This is a genomic window from Streptomyces sp. NPDC058663 (assembly GCF_042716745.1).
Lineage (GTDB): Bacteria > Actinomycetota > Actinomycetes > Streptomycetales > Streptomycetaceae > Streptomyces.
Window position 1 is genome coordinate 1 of sequence record NZ_JBHXRV010000015.1, and the last position, 13,956, is coordinate 13,956.

At 71.4% G+C, this 13,956-nt stretch carries 16 protein-coding genes; 7 read left to right on the forward strand and 9 right to left on the reverse strand.

Going from position 1 to position 13,956, the window contains the following annotated elements; genetic code table 11:
• Positions 1 to 97: 97 nt before the first annotated feature.
• From ACFWVV_RS13330 to afsQ1, 5 genes are all read right to left on the reverse strand, one after another.
• Positions 98 to 298, reverse strand: coding sequence for a PspC domain-containing protein (locus ACFWVV_RS13330; protein ID WP_384358722.1), 201 nt, complete (start codon positions 296 to 298; stop codon positions 98 to 100).
• 101 nt (positions 299 to 399) lie between these two features.
• Positions 400 to 918, reverse strand: a complete 519-nt coding sequence (locus ACFWVV_RS13335) for a VanZ family protein (protein WP_384358720.1) — start codon at positions 916 to 918, stop codon at positions 400 to 402.
• A 199-nt stretch (positions 919 to 1,117) separates the two neighbouring features.
• Positions 1,118 to 1,966 (reverse strand): hypothetical protein, encoded by an 849-nt coding sequence (locus ACFWVV_RS13340; RefSeq protein ID WP_384358718.1) that lies wholly within the window; start codon positions 1,964 to 1,966, stop codon positions 1,118 to 1,120.
• Positions 1,966 to 3,516: an ATP-binding protein gene (locus tag ACFWVV_RS13345; protein ID WP_384358716.1), complete on the reverse strand. Its 1,551-nt coding sequence runs from the start codon at positions 3,514 to 3,516 to the stop codon at positions 1,966 to 1,968. The genes ACFWVV_RS13340 and ACFWVV_RS13345 overlap by 1 nt, the downstream gene beginning before the upstream one ends.
• Positions 3,513 to 4,190: a two-component system response regulator AfsQ1 gene (gene afsQ1 / locus ACFWVV_RS13350; protein ID WP_384358726.1), complete on the reverse strand. Its 678-nt coding sequence runs from the start codon at positions 4,188 to 4,190 to the stop codon at positions 3,513 to 3,515. The genes ACFWVV_RS13345 and afsQ1 overlap by 4 nt, the downstream gene beginning before the upstream one ends.
• Before the next feature lie 225 nt (positions 4,191 to 4,415).
• Here afsQ1 and ACFWVV_RS13355 point away from each other — a divergent pair, with 225 nt between their 5' ends.
• The gene (locus ACFWVV_RS13355) at positions 4,416 to 5,252 is read left to right on the forward strand and encodes a SigE family RNA polymerase sigma factor (protein ID WP_384358714.1); all 837 of its coding nucleotides are present in this window, start codon (positions 4,416 to 4,418) and stop codon (positions 5,250 to 5,252) included.
• A 273-nt stretch (positions 5,253 to 5,525) separates the two neighbouring features.
• On the opposite strand, the gene ACFWVV_RS13360 is transcribed toward ACFWVV_RS13355, so the two are convergent.
• Positions 5,526 to 6,209, reverse strand: coding sequence for a uridine kinase (locus tag ACFWVV_RS13360; RefSeq protein ID WP_384358712.1), 684 nt, complete (start codon positions 6,207 to 6,209; stop codon positions 5,526 to 5,528).
• Between the two features lie 167 nt (positions 6,210 to 6,376).
• On the opposite strand from ACFWVV_RS13360, the gene ACFWVV_RS13365 reads away from it, so the two are divergent.
• A complete protein-coding gene (locus ACFWVV_RS13365) occupies positions 6,377 to 6,802 on the forward strand; it encodes a hypothetical protein (protein ID WP_384358710.1) in 426 nt (141 codons plus the stop codon).
• Between the two features lie 264 nt (positions 6,803 to 7,066).
• Here ACFWVV_RS13365 and ACFWVV_RS13370 read toward each other — a convergent pair whose 3' ends face one another.
• Complete coding sequence (locus tag ACFWVV_RS13370) at positions 7,067 to 7,942, reverse strand: PH domain-containing protein (protein WP_384358708.1); 876 nt, start codon at positions 7,940 to 7,942, stop codon at positions 7,067 to 7,069.
• A 147-nt stretch (positions 7,943 to 8,089) separates the two neighbouring features.
• Here ACFWVV_RS13370 and deoC point away from each other — a divergent pair, with 147 nt between their 5' ends.
• Genes deoC through ACFWVV_RS13385 form a run of 3 tightly spaced genes read left to right on the forward strand, consistent with a single transcriptional unit; the run spans position 8,090 to position 11,404 of the window.
• On the forward strand, positions 8,090 to 9,052 hold the full coding sequence (gene deoC, locus ACFWVV_RS13375; RefSeq protein ID WP_384358706.1) for a deoxyribose-phosphate aldolase: 963 nt from the start codon (positions 8,090 to 8,092) through the stop codon (positions 9,050 to 9,052).
• Positions 9,052 to 10,488 (forward strand): aldehyde dehydrogenase family protein, encoded by a 1,437-nt coding sequence (locus ACFWVV_RS13380; protein ID WP_384358724.1) that lies wholly within the window; start codon positions 9,052 to 9,054, stop codon positions 10,486 to 10,488. The genes deoC and ACFWVV_RS13380 overlap by 1 nt, the downstream gene beginning before the upstream one ends.
• The gene (locus ACFWVV_RS13385; RefSeq protein ID WP_384358704.1) at positions 10,481 to 11,404 is read left to right on the forward strand and encodes an aldehyde dehydrogenase family protein; all 924 of its coding nucleotides are present in this window, start codon (positions 10,481 to 10,483) and stop codon (positions 11,402 to 11,404) included. Before ACFWVV_RS13380 ends, ACFWVV_RS13385 begins: the two co-directional genes overlap by 8 nt.
• A gap of 64 nt (positions 11,405 to 11,468) precedes the next feature.
• Here the strand turns inward: ACFWVV_RS13385 and ACFWVV_RS13390 are convergent, their stop codons facing one another.
• A complete protein-coding gene (locus ACFWVV_RS13390) occupies positions 11,469 to 12,020 on the reverse strand; it encodes a Uma2 family endonuclease (protein WP_384358702.1) in 552 nt (183 codons plus the stop codon).
• Positions 12,021 to 12,079: 59 nt separating this feature from the next.
• Entirely contained in the window at positions 12,080 to 12,595 is a 516-nt protein-coding gene (locus ACFWVV_RS13395; protein WP_384358700.1) for an ATP-binding protein, read from the reverse strand.
• A 267-nt stretch (positions 12,596 to 12,862) separates the two neighbouring features.
• Between ACFWVV_RS13395 and ACFWVV_RS13400 the strand changes: the two genes are divergently transcribed.
• Positions 12,863 to 13,714, forward strand: coding sequence for a helix-turn-helix domain-containing protein (locus tag ACFWVV_RS13400; RefSeq protein ID WP_384358698.1), 852 nt, complete (start codon positions 12,863 to 12,865; stop codon positions 13,712 to 13,714).
• Between the two features lie 12 nt (positions 13,715 to 13,726).
• Entirely contained in the window at positions 13,727 to 13,927 is a 201-nt protein-coding gene (locus ACFWVV_RS13405) for a DUF397 domain-containing protein (protein WP_384358696.1), read from the forward strand.
• Positions 13,928 to 13,956 lie beyond the last annotated feature (29 nt).

Here is a 13,956-nt window from a genome sequence, read left to right on the forward strand (position 1 = left end):
CCACCCGGCATCCCGGGTGGCGCGCCCCTTCCGCGTACGGCCCAACGCGTTCGCCGCGTACAGCCACCACGCGTGCGCCGCGCACGGCGGCCGACGGTTACCAGGCGCTCTTCGCCGTCTTCTCGTCCGGCAGGAAGATCCACAGTCCCAGGTAGATCAGGAACTGCGGTCCCGGCAGCAGGCAGGAAGCCAGGAAGATCACGCGCATCGTCGTCGCGGAGGTGCCGAAGCGCCGTGCCAGCGCTGCGCACACTCCGCCGATCACACGGCCGTCGCGGGGGCGGACAAGTGCGGTCATGGCGGGCTCCTTCGCGAGCATCAGAGGCTCAGTGGGGGAGCCTCCGTAGCGGGCTCCCGATGTCTTCCATACTCCCCGGGAACCGCTGTGCGGGCATCGCTCTACGGGGCGACGCCGACCCTGGAAATATTCGGGGTAGCCCCGATCCGAGCCCCCTCTTTAGTAGGGGGCGCACCCCCTACCCGGGTACCGGTCGCCTCCCACCTGCGCCGCAGCCGCGCCCGGGTCACCGGGACGACGAGGGCATGGGCCAGCGCGACACCCGCGGTGTTCAGCAGCAGCGAGTCCACGTCCACGACCTGACCGGGCACCCCCGTCTGCCACAGCTCGATGCCGAGCGACAGCAGTGCACCCGCCGCAGTCGTCCGCAGCAGGGAGACGAACGGCGATCCGCCCAGCCGCCCGCCCGCCATCGGCAGCAGCACCCCCAGCGGTGCGAGCAGCAGCAGCCCCTCGCCGATCCGGCGGGCCCCCTCCACGGGGCCGAGGGCCAGATCGGCCCGGATGCCGGCCAGCGGCTGGAGGTTGGTCGCGGTCACCCACTGCACGTCGTCGAGGGGACGCAGCGTCACCCAGGCCACGAGCACGAAATGCGCGAGGAGGAGGAGACCCCCCGTCACGCGGAGGCGGATGACGGCACTGCCGCTCGGAGCTGGACGCACGCCCCCCAAGACGCGGGGCGTGCGCGGATCGGTTCCGTACAAAGCGAAGAGGACCCGGAAGGTTCACCCGTCGGCCCCCGGCGGGTTTGCCCGAGGACGCGCCCCTCCCCACCGGGCGTGGAGCTACGGCCCCCGGGGCGAAGGCCGTCAGCTGTGGCTACGGCAGCCGGGGCGGAGCGCCGGACGGGGTCGCGGGCGCCGAGGGGGAGGGCCGCGGGTCGCCCACGGTCGGCTCGCCCTCGGGCCGCGCCTTCAGCGCCGCCGTGCACGGGTACTTCCGCGGCGGGTCCTCCGAGGGACCCCCCAGCTCCACCGCACCCCCGCCGTCGTCCGCCGCACTGCCGGAGTAGGTGCAGACGATCTGCGCCAGCGCGTGCGGCGGCAGGTCGTCGGGGTCCCGGCTGAGCCGCAGGGACGCCGACGGATCGCCCTGCCGGGGTCCGTACACGGTCAGCGACCCCCGCACGTCGGTACTGAACCCGGCCTGCTGCTCCGCCTCCGACGGCTCCTTCTGCAAGGCGTCCAGGAGGACCTGAGCGGCCCGCAGCCGGTCGTCCGCCAGCCGCTCCGCCGACACGTTCACCACCCGCTGTACGGGGACGAGCCCGGCTCCGCAGACCAGGAAGACCCGCACCGCGCTGCCCGCCTCGGGCCGCCCCGAGGCAGTCGACGCGGGGACGTCGCAGGACACCCGGGACGGGGCGGCACCCGCGTCCACCGGCACGTTCGTGGTGCGGATCCCGCACCCGGCGGTGCCCGCGAGAGCGAGGAGCGCCGCCACGGCGACCGCCACTCGCCCACCCCGGCCACCGAAGGACACGGCCGCCCGCCCGGTCGGCCCGCCACCGAAGGACACGCCCGCGCGCCCGGCCGGCCCGCCGAGGGCCCCTGCCGAACGCCGGAGCGGCGCGCCGAAGGCCTTCGCCGCGCGCCCGGCCCACCCCCGTACCGCGGACGCCTGCCCGGCCCGGTCCCGTACCGAAAACGCGTGCACATCCGGCGCCATCAGATCTCCCCCCGGACCGGGCCCCGGACGTCCCCCTCGTCGTCGCCGCCGTCGTCGGCGGGCTCCTCGGGTGACACGTCCCGGGGCAGCCGCAGCGTGAACACCGCGCCCCCTTCGAGCGAGTTGGCCGCGGTGATGGTGCCGCCGTGGATCAGCGCGTTCTCCATGGCGATCGACAGGCCGAGTCCGCTGCCCTCGGAGCGGGGCCGGGACGCGCTCGCCTTGTAGAAGCGGTCGAAGACGTGCGGCAGGACGTCGGCCGGGATGCCGGGCCCGTGGTCCCGTACCTCGATCACCAGCTCACCGTCCACGGCCCGCACCGAGACCCCCACCGGCGAGCCGCCGTGCTTGAGCGCGTTGCCGACCAGGTTCGCCAGGATGACGTCGAGCCGGCGCGGGTCCAGGCGCGCCATCAGCCCGCGCTCGGCGTCGAGTTCCACCGCGTCCAGCCAGGCCCGCGCGTCCAGGCAGGCCGTCAGCTGGTCGACCACGTCCACGTCGTCCAGCACCAGCCGGGCGGTGCCCGCGTCGAAGCGGGTGACCTCCATCAGGTTCTCCACCAGGTCGCCCAGCCTGCGCGTCTCGCTCACCACCAGGTGCACGGCGGGCGCGATCATCGGATCGAGGCTGTCCGCCTCGTCCTCCAGCACCTCCGCGACCGCGGTGATCGCGGTCAGCGGGGTGCGCAGCTCGTGCGACATGTCGGCGACGAAGCGGCGGCTCGCCTCCTCGCGCGCGCTCATGTCGGCGACCTTCTTCTCCAGCTGCGCGGCCGTCCGGTTGAACGTCCGTGACAGATCGGCCAGTTCATCGGTGCCCGACACCCGCAGCCGGGTGTCCAGCTTGCCCTCGCCCAGCCTGCGGGCCGCGTCCCCGAGCCGCTGCACCGGCTTCAGCACGGTCGTCGCGGCGGCCTGCGCGAGCAGCGCGGACCCCAGCAGGGCGAGCGCCGTCGCGATCCCCAGCGACCAGGCCAGCGAATTCAGGTCGTCCCGCTCCTGTTCGAGCGAGGTCAGCATGTAACCGGTCGGCCCGCCCCCGATCACCTTCGCCCCGCCCACCAGGTACGGCGTGCCGTCGCCCAGCTGCGTACGCACCCAGAACAGGTGGTACGGGTAGGCGTTCCCCGCCGAGACCGGCTGCGCACGGTTCACCTGCTCCTGGAGCTTCTCCGGTACGTCGTCGAGAGTGAAGGCGTCCAGGTCGGAGTAGCCCACCACCGGTTTGCCGCCGTCCGTGCTGCCGACGAGCAGCACGCTGTACCCGGGGCTGCTGCTCAGCGCCGCCAGCTGCTCGGCGGCGCTCTGGAGTTCGGCCTGGGTCGGCTGCAGCGGCAGGGTGGCGACCCGGCTCTGCATGGCCTGCCGGAAGTCGTTGAGCGCGCTGTCCTGGGTACGGGTCAGGACCGCTTCCCGGTTCAGCCAGTACGCGATGCCCGCCACCGACACCGCGGCCGTGAGGGCCACCAGCGCGAACACCACCACGAGACGCAGCCGCAGGCTGGTCCAGCGCAGCCCGGCGTGCAGGGCGCGCTTCACCCGCGTACTCACGAAGGCGAGTCCAGCCGGTAGCCGACCCCGCGGACCGTACGGATCAGGGTGGGCGAGGACGGCACGTCCTCGACCTTCGCCCGTAGCCGCTGCACACACGCGTCGACCAGCCGGGAGTCGCCGAGGTAGTCGTGCTCCCACACCAGCCGCAGCAACTGCTGCCGGGACAGCGCCTGTCCGGGCCGCCGGCTCAGCTCCAGGAGGAGCCGCAGTTCGGTGGGGGTGAGCTGAAGGTCCTCGCCGTTCTTCGTCACCGTCATCGCGGACCGGTCGATCACCAGCGAACCGAACGCCGCCGCGTCGTTGGCCTCCCGCTCACCGCGCCGCAGCACGGCCCGGATCCGGGCGTCGAGCACCCGCCCCTGCACCGGCTTCACCACGTAGTCGTCCGCACCCGACTCCAGACCGACCACGACGTCGATGTCATCACTGCGCGCGGTCAGCAGGATGATCGGCAGCTGGTCGGTCCGTCTGATCCGGCGGCACACCTCGAAACCGTCGATTCCGGGCAGCATCACATCCAGCACGATCAGGTCGGGCCGCTGTTCGCGCAGCAGTTTCAGACCGTCCTCACCGGTTGCCGCCGTGGCAACACGGTGTCCCTGGCGGGTGAGCGACAGCTCAAGCGCCGTACGGATGGCGTCGTCGTCCTCGATCAGCAACAGGAAGGGCACCCGCTCATTCTGGCCCATGGGGGCGTACGACTTCGACAGTTGGAGCGCTCCCAACGGTCCGATGCCATGTCGCAAGGGGTGCGAAGGATCTCTTCCGCTTGAACTTGAGCGAATTCCCGGCCCTGTGACGCGCCTGTGACAGTCGCCGGACAGGGCGATGAAACTGCGCGGGCAAAGTCATCTGCACACGGACCGATACGGAACTCCACCGACGGGGGGCGCGAGATGAACGCACTGCACAGCACCAACTCAAGCGCAGTAGTCACGCGTCTCCACGACGTCGTACGGAGCATCGAGAAGTCCGGGGCCGTGACCGTGCGGGGGTGTGGTCGTGGCACCGGGCGCCGGCGGTCGTCGATGTACAGCCAGTACATGACGGTCGTGGACGTGCCGGGGGGGAACACCGGGGGGGCCACGGGGGGGACCCACGGGGGGAGCACCGAGGGGAACGGGGAAGCTGCCGGGGGGGCGCTCGGGGGAGCGCCGGCAGCACAGGCGACGTACGGGGAGAGCTCGGGGGAGCGGGCGCACGCGACTGCGGCGGAGGCGGAGTTCACCGCCTACGTCCAGGAGCGCCGCGCCTCCCTGTACGCGACCGCCTACCACCTGACCGGCGACCGCTTCGAGGCGGAGGACCTCCTGCAGAGCGCTCTCTTCTCGACGTACCGCGCCTGGGACAGGATCAGCGACAAGGCGGCGGTCGGGGGCTACCTCCGCCGCACCATGACCAACCTGCACATCAGCGCGTGGCGCCGCCGCAAGCTGAACGAGTACCCGACGGAGGAGCTGCCGGAGACGGTCGGAGACACGGACGCGATGCGCGGCACGGAGCTGCGCGCGGTCCTGTGGCAGGCCCTGGCCCGCCTCCCCGAACTCCAGCGCACGATGCTCGTCCTGCGCTACTACGAGGGCCGCACCGATCCCGAGATCGCGGACATCCTCGACATCAGTGTCGGCACGGTGAAGTCCAGCATCTGGCGGTCGCTCCGCCGGCTGCGCGAGGACGAGGTCCTCAGCTTCGGCCGTGACGAGGAGGAGTCCTTCGGCGAGCTGGTCGCCTGAAGGGCGTGAGGTGCTCCGGGGACGAGAGCTGGTCGTCCCCGGGTCACGGGGGAACCGCCGTGTCGGGGGAGACGGCGGTGGTACGGGGAGCTGCCGTGTCGGGGGAGACGGCAGTGGTACGAGGAACCGCCGTGTCGGGGGAGACGGCGGGATCACGGGGGAAAGCGGAGCGGGACCACGTCGGCCGGGGGGTCTGACGAGGTCCCGCTTTTCGCGTGGGGCGAGAGGGGCGCGCGGGGGGCCGGATTTGCGGGCGGGACGCCGGGAGGCAGGTTAGGCCGAGGGTCCGGTGGCTGCCGCGGCTGTCGCCGACCCGGGGCGGGCGGTGGGCCGGGCAACGGCTCCGGGGCAGCGGCCCGCGGCAGCCGCGGCCAGCCGGCCCAGGGCCTCTTCCTTGCCGCACGGGTGCGCGCCCAGCGCTTCGTGACGGGCCACGATGCCCCGCTCCGCACGCATCAGCCGCCAGCCGCGGCGCAGCAGGAACGGCACGGACTTGCGGCCCTCGCGCAGATCGCGGGCAAGCCGCCGGCGGAACGTGACCGAAGGACGCCCGCGCAGACACAGCGCGTCCGCGAGCAGTCCCCGTTCCCGGCAGCGCGCCACGATGTCCGCCGCGAAGATGCCCTCCGCGATGAACAGAGGCGTGCGCTCGATGTCGAGCGCCTCCTCGCCCACCCGCGAGCTGGTGGCGATGTCGTACAGCGGCACGGTCGTGCGCCCGGTCCGGCAGAGCTGTTCGATGGCGGCCACCGCCACGTCCGCGTCCCACGACAGCGGCGAGTCCCAGTCGATGTCCGTGGACCCCGCCACCTGCGGCAGCGTCGGGTCGTCGGCCTCCTTGTAGAAGTCGTCCAGACGCAGCACGGGCAGGCCCGCACGCGCGGCGAGGGAGGACTTTCCGGAGCCGGAGGGACCGGCCAGGAGTACGACGCGGGCGGTGATGGGAGAAGAGCTCACGGGAGACAAGTGTGCGGCATCGACCCCCGGCGGGTCTCCCCGGGCGTCGGCGCGGATTACCGGCACGCGCCTCCACTACGCTGCGTGTGTTCTCGGTGACTCGGCTCCCGAGTGTGTCGTTACACCGATACGCACGTACGCCGCTACGCAGATGGGTTACTCACCACATGGCACGTCACTCAGCCCCCAAGTCCCCGCGCCGCGCCCTGCTCCGGGCCGGCCTCACGGTCACCGCGGTCGGGGCGGCCCTCGCGGCGGGTGCCGGAGCGGCCCAGGCGGCTCCGGCCGCCCTGCCCGCCGTTCCGGCGGCCGGAGCGGACCAGGCCGCCGACGACACGGCCGCACCGGGTCCTGCGGAGGCGCTGACCGGCGCCTTCACGCACGGATTGGCCGGCGGCCTCGGCCCGGCCCAGAACCTGCGCCTCGACCCGCTGGCGGGCACCGCCGTGGATCCGCTCGGCAACGCGGTGGGCACCCAGGTGGCGGACTTCCAGCCGCTGTCGACGGGCCTGGTGACGGGGCCGCTGGCAAGCGGCGGCGCCCTGAAGGACCTGCCGCTGGCAAACGCGGTGACAGACATCCTGCCGGGCTGAGTGGGGAACGGGGAGCGAGTGGCGAGGGGCCCGCATCCGGTCGGGCCACCGCCCGCCGGGCTACGAGGCTGCCGGGCCCGCGCCCGCCGGGCTACGAGGCTGCCGGGCCCGCGCCCGCCGAGCCACGAGGCCCCCGGGCCCGCGCCCGTACAGTCACGAGACTCCCGGGTTCTGCGCCGTACAGCTACGAGGCTCCCGGGCCCGCGCCCGCCGGGCCACGAGGCCCGCGAGCCTCGCCCGCCGAGCCCCCGGCCCGCCGCCCCGTCAGCTCGCCAGGAGGACGATCAGGGCGACCAGGCCCAGCGCGCACGGCACCATCAGTTCGTACGCCCACCGCACCGAGATCTCGCCCCGTGCTCCCGGCCGCGATGCCCCGGCCTCGGCGAGGTCCTGGAGGTCGCGGACGGTCTGGTCGCTCGCGGCCAGGTGGTGGTCGCCGCTGTCGGCCGTGGGCCTGCCGGAGGAAGAACCGCCGCCGGAGCGCGTGTCGGGGGCCGATGCCGCTCTCACCTGGTTGCGGACCGCCTTCTTCCGCTTCCTCAGCGAGACGGGCACGGCCCACAGCTGGTACTTGGCGCCGCCCGCCAGCACCTCGCTGGAGTAGCTGGTGCGGACCGCGTCGACGGCCGCCCAGGGCAGCACGACCGTCCGCAGCGGGTTGCGGATCCGCAGCCGGTCCGCGTTCGCGTACACGGCGGGCCGGATCAGGAAGGCGATCACCGGGGGCGCCACGAACGCCAGTCCCGCCAGCGCCACCCACGCCGTCTGTGCGTCGCCCTTGACCATCGCGTCCACCGCGAGCCACAGGGCGACCACCAGCATCAGGACGCCCCAGAAGACATTGGCGCCGGAACGGAAGACCCGGTCGGCATAGACCGTCTCGCCGTCCGTTCCGGCGTCCGTACCAGCGTCCGGAGCGGCGGTCGGCCGTCCGTTCGCCGCCCCGCCCGAGCCCGAGCCCCCCGTGGCGGTCATCCCGCCCGTTCCGCCCGGCGTTCCGGCCGCGGCTGCCCTGCGCGTCGGCGCGTCCTTCTTCGGGGCGGCCTCCGGTGCGTCCTGCGGTGCCTCGTGGGAGCCGTCCTTCGGCCTGCCGGGGCCGTCGGGACCTTCGGAGGCGGGGGAGGGTCCTGTGCTTGTCATGCGCCCGATTCTGCCCGACGCGGGTCCGGATGCCGGAACGGGACCGCGCCGCCGACGCGACGCCCCTTCCCGACCGGCCTTCTCCACCCAGTTCCCCCCACAGGCTGTACAGGACGCTACGCGCGTAGATATGCTCCAGTGGTGACCATGCCCCTCTCTGCATCCGCTTCCGCATCCGCATTTGTCGACGCGACCGCGTCCGACAGCGCACTGCGCCGCTTCCTGCACGGGCTGCCCGGCGTCGACGCCGTCGGCCTGGAGGCTCGCGCCGCCGCGCTCGGTACGCGGTCGATCAAGACCACGGCCAAGGCGTACGCCATCGACCTGGCCATCTCGATGATCGACCTGACCACGCTCGAAGGCGCGGACACCCCCGGCAAGGTCCGGGCCCTGTGCGCCAAGGGCGCCCACCCGGACCCCACCGACCGTACGACCCCCAGGGTCGCCGCGATCTGCGTCTATCCGGACATGGCGGCCACTGCCAAGGAGGCCCTCGCCGGCACCGGGATCAAGGTCGCCTCCGTCGCGACCGCCTTCCCTGCCGGGCGCGCGGCCCTCCCCGTCAAGCTGGCCGACGTGCGTGACGCCGTCGAGGCGGGCGCGGACGAGATCGACATGGTGATCGACCGGGGAGCCTTCCTCGCCGGGCACTACCTCAAGGTCTACGAGGAGATCGTCGCCGTGAAGGCGGAGTGCGGCGACAAGGCCCGCCTCAAGGTCATCTTCGAGACCGGCGAGCTGTCCACGTACGACAACATCCGCCGCGCCTCCTGGATCGGCATGATGGCCGGCGCGGACTTCATCAAGACCTCCACGGGCAAGGTCGCCGTCAACGCGACCCCGCCCAACACCCTCCTGATGCTCGAAGCGGTACGGGACTTCCGCGCGCAGACCGGCATCCAGATCGGTGTGAAGCCGGCCGGCGGCATCCGTTCCACGAAGGACGCCCTCAAGTTCCTGGTGCTGGTCAATGAGACCGTGGGCGCGGACTGGCTGGACAACCACTGGTTCCGCTTCGGCGCATCCAGCCTTCTCAACGACCTGCTGATGCAGCGTCAGAAGCTCAGCACGGGCCGCTACTCCGGCCCCGACTACGTGACGGTGGACTGATCCGCATGACTTTTGAGTACGCACCCGCGCCGGAGTCGCGCGCAGTCGTCGACATCGCCCCGTCGTACGGGCTGTTCATCGACGGCGAGTTCACCGAGGCCGCCGACGGCAAGGTCTTCAAGACCGTCAGCCCCTCCACCGAAGAGGTCCTGTCCGAGGTGGCCCTCGCGGGCCAGGACGACGTGGACCGCGCGGTGAAGGCCGCCCGCAAGGCGTTCGAGAAGTGGTCGGCGCTGCCGGGCTCCGAGCGCGCCAAGTACCTCTTCCGCATCGCCCGCATCATCCAGGAGCGCTCGCGCGAGCTGGCCGTCCTGGAGACCCTGGACAACGGCAAGCCGATCAAGGAGACCCGCGACGCGGACCTCCCCCTGGTCGCCGCGCACTTCTTCTACTACGCGGGCTGGGCCGACAAGCTCGACCACGCCGGCTACGGCGCGAACCCCCGCCCGCTGGGCGTCGCCGGCCAGGTCATCCCCTGGAACTTCCCGCTCCTGATGCTGGCCTGGAAGATCGCCCCGGCGCTCGCCACCGGCAACACGGTCGTCCTGAAGCCCGCCGAGACCACCCCGCTCTCCGCGCTCTTCTTCGCCGACATCTGCCGCCAGGCGGGCCTGCCGCGCGGCGTCGTCAACATCCTTCCCGGTTACGGCGACACGGGCGCGGCCCTGGTCAACCACGCCGACGTCAACAAGGTCGCCTTCACGGGCTCGACCGCCGTCGGCAAGGCCATCGCCCGCTCCGTCGCCGGGACGAGCAAGAAGGTCACCCTCGAACTGGGCGGCAAGGGCGCGAACATCGTCTTCGACGACGCCCCCATCGACCAGGCCGTCGAGGGCATCGTCACCGGCATCTTCTTCAACCAGGGCCAGGTCTGCTGCGCGGGCTCGCGCCTCCTCGTCCAGGAGTCGATCCAGGACGAGCTGCTCGACGCGCTGAAGCGCCGCCTGTCGACCCTGCGCCTGGGCGACCCGCTCGACAAGAACACCGACATCGGCGCGATCAACTCCGCCGAGCAGCTCGCCCGCATCAAGGCCGTGGCCGACACGGGCGAGGCGGAGGGCGCCGAGCGCTGGTCCGCACCCTGCGAACTCCCCTCCTCCGGTTACTGGTTCGCCCCGACGCTCTTCACGAACGTCACCCAGGCGCACACCGTCGCGCGCGACGAGATCTTCGGCCCGGTGCTGTCGGTCCTCTCCTTCCGTACGCCGGACGAGGCCGTCGCCAAGGCCAACAACACCCAGTACGGCCTCTCCGCCGGCATCTGGACGGAGAAGGGCTCGCGCATCCTCGCGGTCGCGAACAAGCTCCGGGCGGGCGTCGTCTGGGCCAACACATTCAACAAGTTCGACCCCACGTCGCCGTTCGGCGGTTACAAGGAGTCGGGTTACGGCCGCGAGGGCGGCCGGCACGGCCTGGAGGCGTACCTCGATGTCTGAGACGACTGACGTGAAGCGGGACGACGTGAAGCGCCTGAGCGTTTTCAAAACCTACAAGCTGTACGTCGGGGGCAAGTTCCCCCGCTCCGAGAGCGGCCGGGTGTACGAAGTGCAAGACGCCAAGGGCAACTGGCTCGCCAACGCGCCCCTCGCCTCCCGCAAGGACGCCCGGGACGCCGTCGTCGCGGCCCGCAAGGCGTTCGGCGGCTGGTCCGGCGCCACCGCGTACAACCGTGGCCAGATCCTCTACCGCATCGCCGAGATGCTGGAGGGCCGCCGCGAGCAGTTCGTCCGCGAGATCGGTGAGGCCGAGGGCCTGTCGAAGTCCAAGGCGGCGGCCGTCGTCGACGATGCGATCGACCGCTGGGTCTGGTACGCGGGCTGGACCGACAAGATCGCCCAGATCGCGGGAGGCGGGAACCCGGTCGCGGGCCCGTATTTCAACCTCTCCACCCCGGAGCCGACGGGCGTGGTGGCGGTCGTCGCCCCGCAGGAGTCGTCCTTCCTGGGCCTGGTGTCCGTCCTGGCACCCGTGATCGCGACCGGCAACACGGCGGTCGTCATCGCCTCGGAGAAGTCCCCGCTCCCCGCCCTGTCCCTGGGCGAGGTCCTGGCGACCTCCGACCTGCCGGGCGGCGTGATCAACATCCTGACCGGCAAGGCCTCGGAGATCGCCCCCTCCCTCGCCGCCCACCAGGACGTCAACGCGATCGACCTCACGGGAACGGGTGCGGGCACCGACCTGGCCCGTGACCTGGAGATCGCCGCCGCGGACAACCTGAAGCGCGTCCTGCGCCCGTCGGCCTCGACGGACTGGACGGCCCCCCAGGGCACCGAGCGCCTGACCGCCTTCCTGGAGACCAAGACGGTCTGGCACCCGACGGGCTCGCTGGGCGCGTCGGGATCGGCGTACTGATCCGGACCGGCTGAGCAGTCCTGCGGCCCGTCTCCCGCCTTGTGCGGGAGGCGGGTCGTTTTGCCTATGCGTCGGAGTCCGCTTCCGGCAGGGGCAGCTCGTCGAGATCCAGGACGAACGTGCGGCCGTCGGCAAGGGGAATGGGGAGTTTTCCCGACCCGTAGCGGTGGATCCGGGTGGTGCCGTAGCCGGTCCCGGTGGGGTCGGTGTGCAGGACGACCTCACGCGCGTAGGGGTCCACGATCAGGTATACGGGGATTCCGTGCCGGCCGTACTTCGCCGTGCAGTCGTCGTAGTCCTTGCGGGCCGAGGAGACCGAGACGACCTCGGAGATCAGCAGGACGTCTTCGAAGGTGTAGCGCTTGCCTTCACGGCGGGCGTCCTGGCGCAGAATGGCCAGGTCAGGAGCGGAGTTCTCGTCCGCCGGGAAGTCGATGTACACGTCCGAGGGGGTCTTGGCGTGGCGACCCAGGGACACCACCGTGTCGTACTGCATCGACTTGATCGTGCTGGAGTGCTCGTAACTCTGCGGCGTCAAGATGATCTTCCCGTCGATGCCGAAGAAAACCACGTGTCCTTCGGGGAACGTGGTGCGAGCGATCGAGTCGAGGCTCATGGCCGGGCTCCTTCCCGTCTGCTGTCAGGGTACGGCGGGCCGCGCTCCGAGAGGCACTTTCAGGCGGCCAGCGCGGATGCTGAAGAGGGCGTGAGCGGGGGAGGGGCGTCCGCCACGGTCAGCTCGAACCACATGGTCTTGCCGCCCCCTCCGAACGGCCCGTCGCTCGTGGCACAGCCGCCCCAGCGGTCCGCGAGGCGGTCGAGGAGGGTCAGACCTCGGCCCGTCTCGTCGTGGGCGGAGGGGGCGGGGCGGAGGATGCGGGGCAGCTCCGGGCTCAGGTCCATGACGCTGACGCGGAGTACGGGGAAGAGCCAGTGCAGCCGGACGGCGGCCGGGCTCCTGGTGTGCTGCACGGAGTTGGTGGCCAGTTCGGAGGTCAACAGGGCTGCGCGGTCGATGAGTTCGCCGAGTCCGTGGGCGTCGAGCACGGCGCGCAGGGTCGTCCGTGCGACGCGGGGGCCCCGCGGGTCGCACGGGAAGCGGAGCTCGTACTGCCAGGGGTCGCGGAAGGGGATCGGGACGGGGTGGGCGGGTGGGTGCGGCTGGGGGTTGCTGGGGGGTTCTGTCCTCACGGGGGCACCTCCTGGGTGCGGGCGATTGGCGCGTCGACTGGGTGTTTTTGGTGCGCGGCTGTCCGCTCATGAGCAGTGGCAATGCCGGTCGGACGGCCCGCCGGTGCACTTCTGCTCGGAACGGATTGGAGAGTGGCGCGAGTCACACCGTAGCGGTGTCTCTATAACAGGTGCTACCTACTTCACTACAACGGGTCATATATCCGATTCCGGTGGACAGGACGGGCCGGGATGGCCAAACTGTGCGCGCGAGCAAGGAGTTGACTCATGGCACCGCGCCCCACGCCCACCATTCGACAGCGCCGATTCGGCGCCGAACTCCGCAGGTTGCGCGAGGCCATAGGCATGTCCGCGCCCGTCGCGGGAGAGCGTCTCGGTGCCGACCGCACGATGATCTCCAACATCGAATCGGGACGCTTCGGCATCAGCGAGGAGCGGCTGCGCCGACTGTCGAGCATCTACGAGTGCGACGACGCGGAGCTCATCGACGCGTTGGCCGCCATGACCGGTGGTCGCCCCAAAGGATGGTGGGACGAGTACCGGGGCAAGATCCCGCCGGACTTCTTGGACGTGTCCGAGCTGGAACACCACGCCACCGGCTTGCGTACGATCCAGACCGCCCACATTCCCGGCCTGTTCCAGACCGAGGAGCACGCCCGTGCCCTCTTCGATTTGTACGTGCCTGCGCTTCCCCGGCTCGAAGTGGAGTTGCGCATCGCCCACCGCGTGAGCCGCCATCAGGTCGTGGCTCGCGAAGACGGGACTCCGTACGTCGGCCTCGTTCACGAGGCGGCTCTGCGGATGCGGTTCGGGGGACGCCGAGTGGCGTCCGCTCAACTCGGACGGTTGCTGGAGGAGGGCGAGCGGCCCAACGTAGCCCTGCTGGTCATCCCGTTCGAGGCAGGCGGGTTCCCGATGGCAGGGGACACGATGATGTACGCCTCCGCTCCTGACTCCCGCCTGGACACCGTGGAGGTCGATTCGCCCATCGGGGCCGTCTTCCTCGACTCGCCCACGCAGCTGGCCAACTTCCGGCGGCGGCTGGACGCGATCGAACAGCTGGCGTTGAATCGAAAGGAGTCGAGGGACTTCATCCTCGGTATCCGCAAGGACCTGTGAGAGGTAGCGATCTTGCCCGAGTTGAAGTGGCTCAAGTCCTCGTTCTCCGAGGCATCGGGCAATGCGTGCGTCGAGGTGGCCACCACCCCCCACGGCACCCTCGCCCTGCGCGAGAGCGAGCAGCCCGCCGCCGTGCTGGTGACGCGGCAGGACTCCTTCGGTGCGCTCGTGCGCGGAGTGAAGGCCGGAGGGATACGGCCGCCCAGGCCCTGAGCGCGCTCCGGCCACCGTTCGGCCCGCCA

Excerpts from the sequence above, each read along its gene's own strand:
- ACFWVV_RS13330 (WP_384358722.1), bottom strand. The coding sequence starts at position 298 with ATGACCGCACTTGTCCGCCCCCGCGACGGCCGTGTGATCGGCGGAGTG.
- ACFWVV_RS13340 (WP_384358718.1), bottom strand. The coding sequence starts at position 1,966 with ATGGCGCCGGATGTGCACGCGTTTTCGGTACGGGACCGGGCCGGGCAG.
- ACFWVV_RS13355 (WP_384358714.1), top strand. The coding sequence starts at position 4,416 with ATGAACGCACTGCACAGCACCAACTCAAGCGCAGTAGTCACGCGTCTC.
- ACFWVV_RS13365 (WP_384358710.1), top strand. The coding sequence starts at position 6,377 with ATGGCACGTCACTCAGCCCCCAAGTCCCCGCGCCGCGCCCTGCTCCGG.
- ACFWVV_RS13370 (WP_384358708.1), bottom strand. The coding sequence starts at position 7,942 with ATGACAAGCACAGGACCCTCCCCCGCCTCCGAAGGTCCCGACGGCCCC.
- deoC (WP_384358706.1), top strand. The coding sequence starts at position 8,090 with ATGCCCCTCTCTGCATCCGCTTCCGCATCCGCATTTGTCGACGCGACC.
- ACFWVV_RS13385 (WP_384358704.1), top strand. The coding sequence starts at position 10,481 with ATGTCTGAGACGACTGACGTGAAGCGGGACGACGTGAAGCGCCTGAGC.
- ACFWVV_RS13390 (WP_384358702.1), bottom strand. The coding sequence starts at position 12,020 with ATGAGCCTCGACTCGATCGCTCGCACCACGTTCCCCGAAGGACACGTG.
- ACFWVV_RS13400 (WP_384358698.1), top strand. The coding sequence starts at position 12,863 with ATGGCACCGCGCCCCACGCCCACCATTCGACAGCGCCGATTCGGCGCC.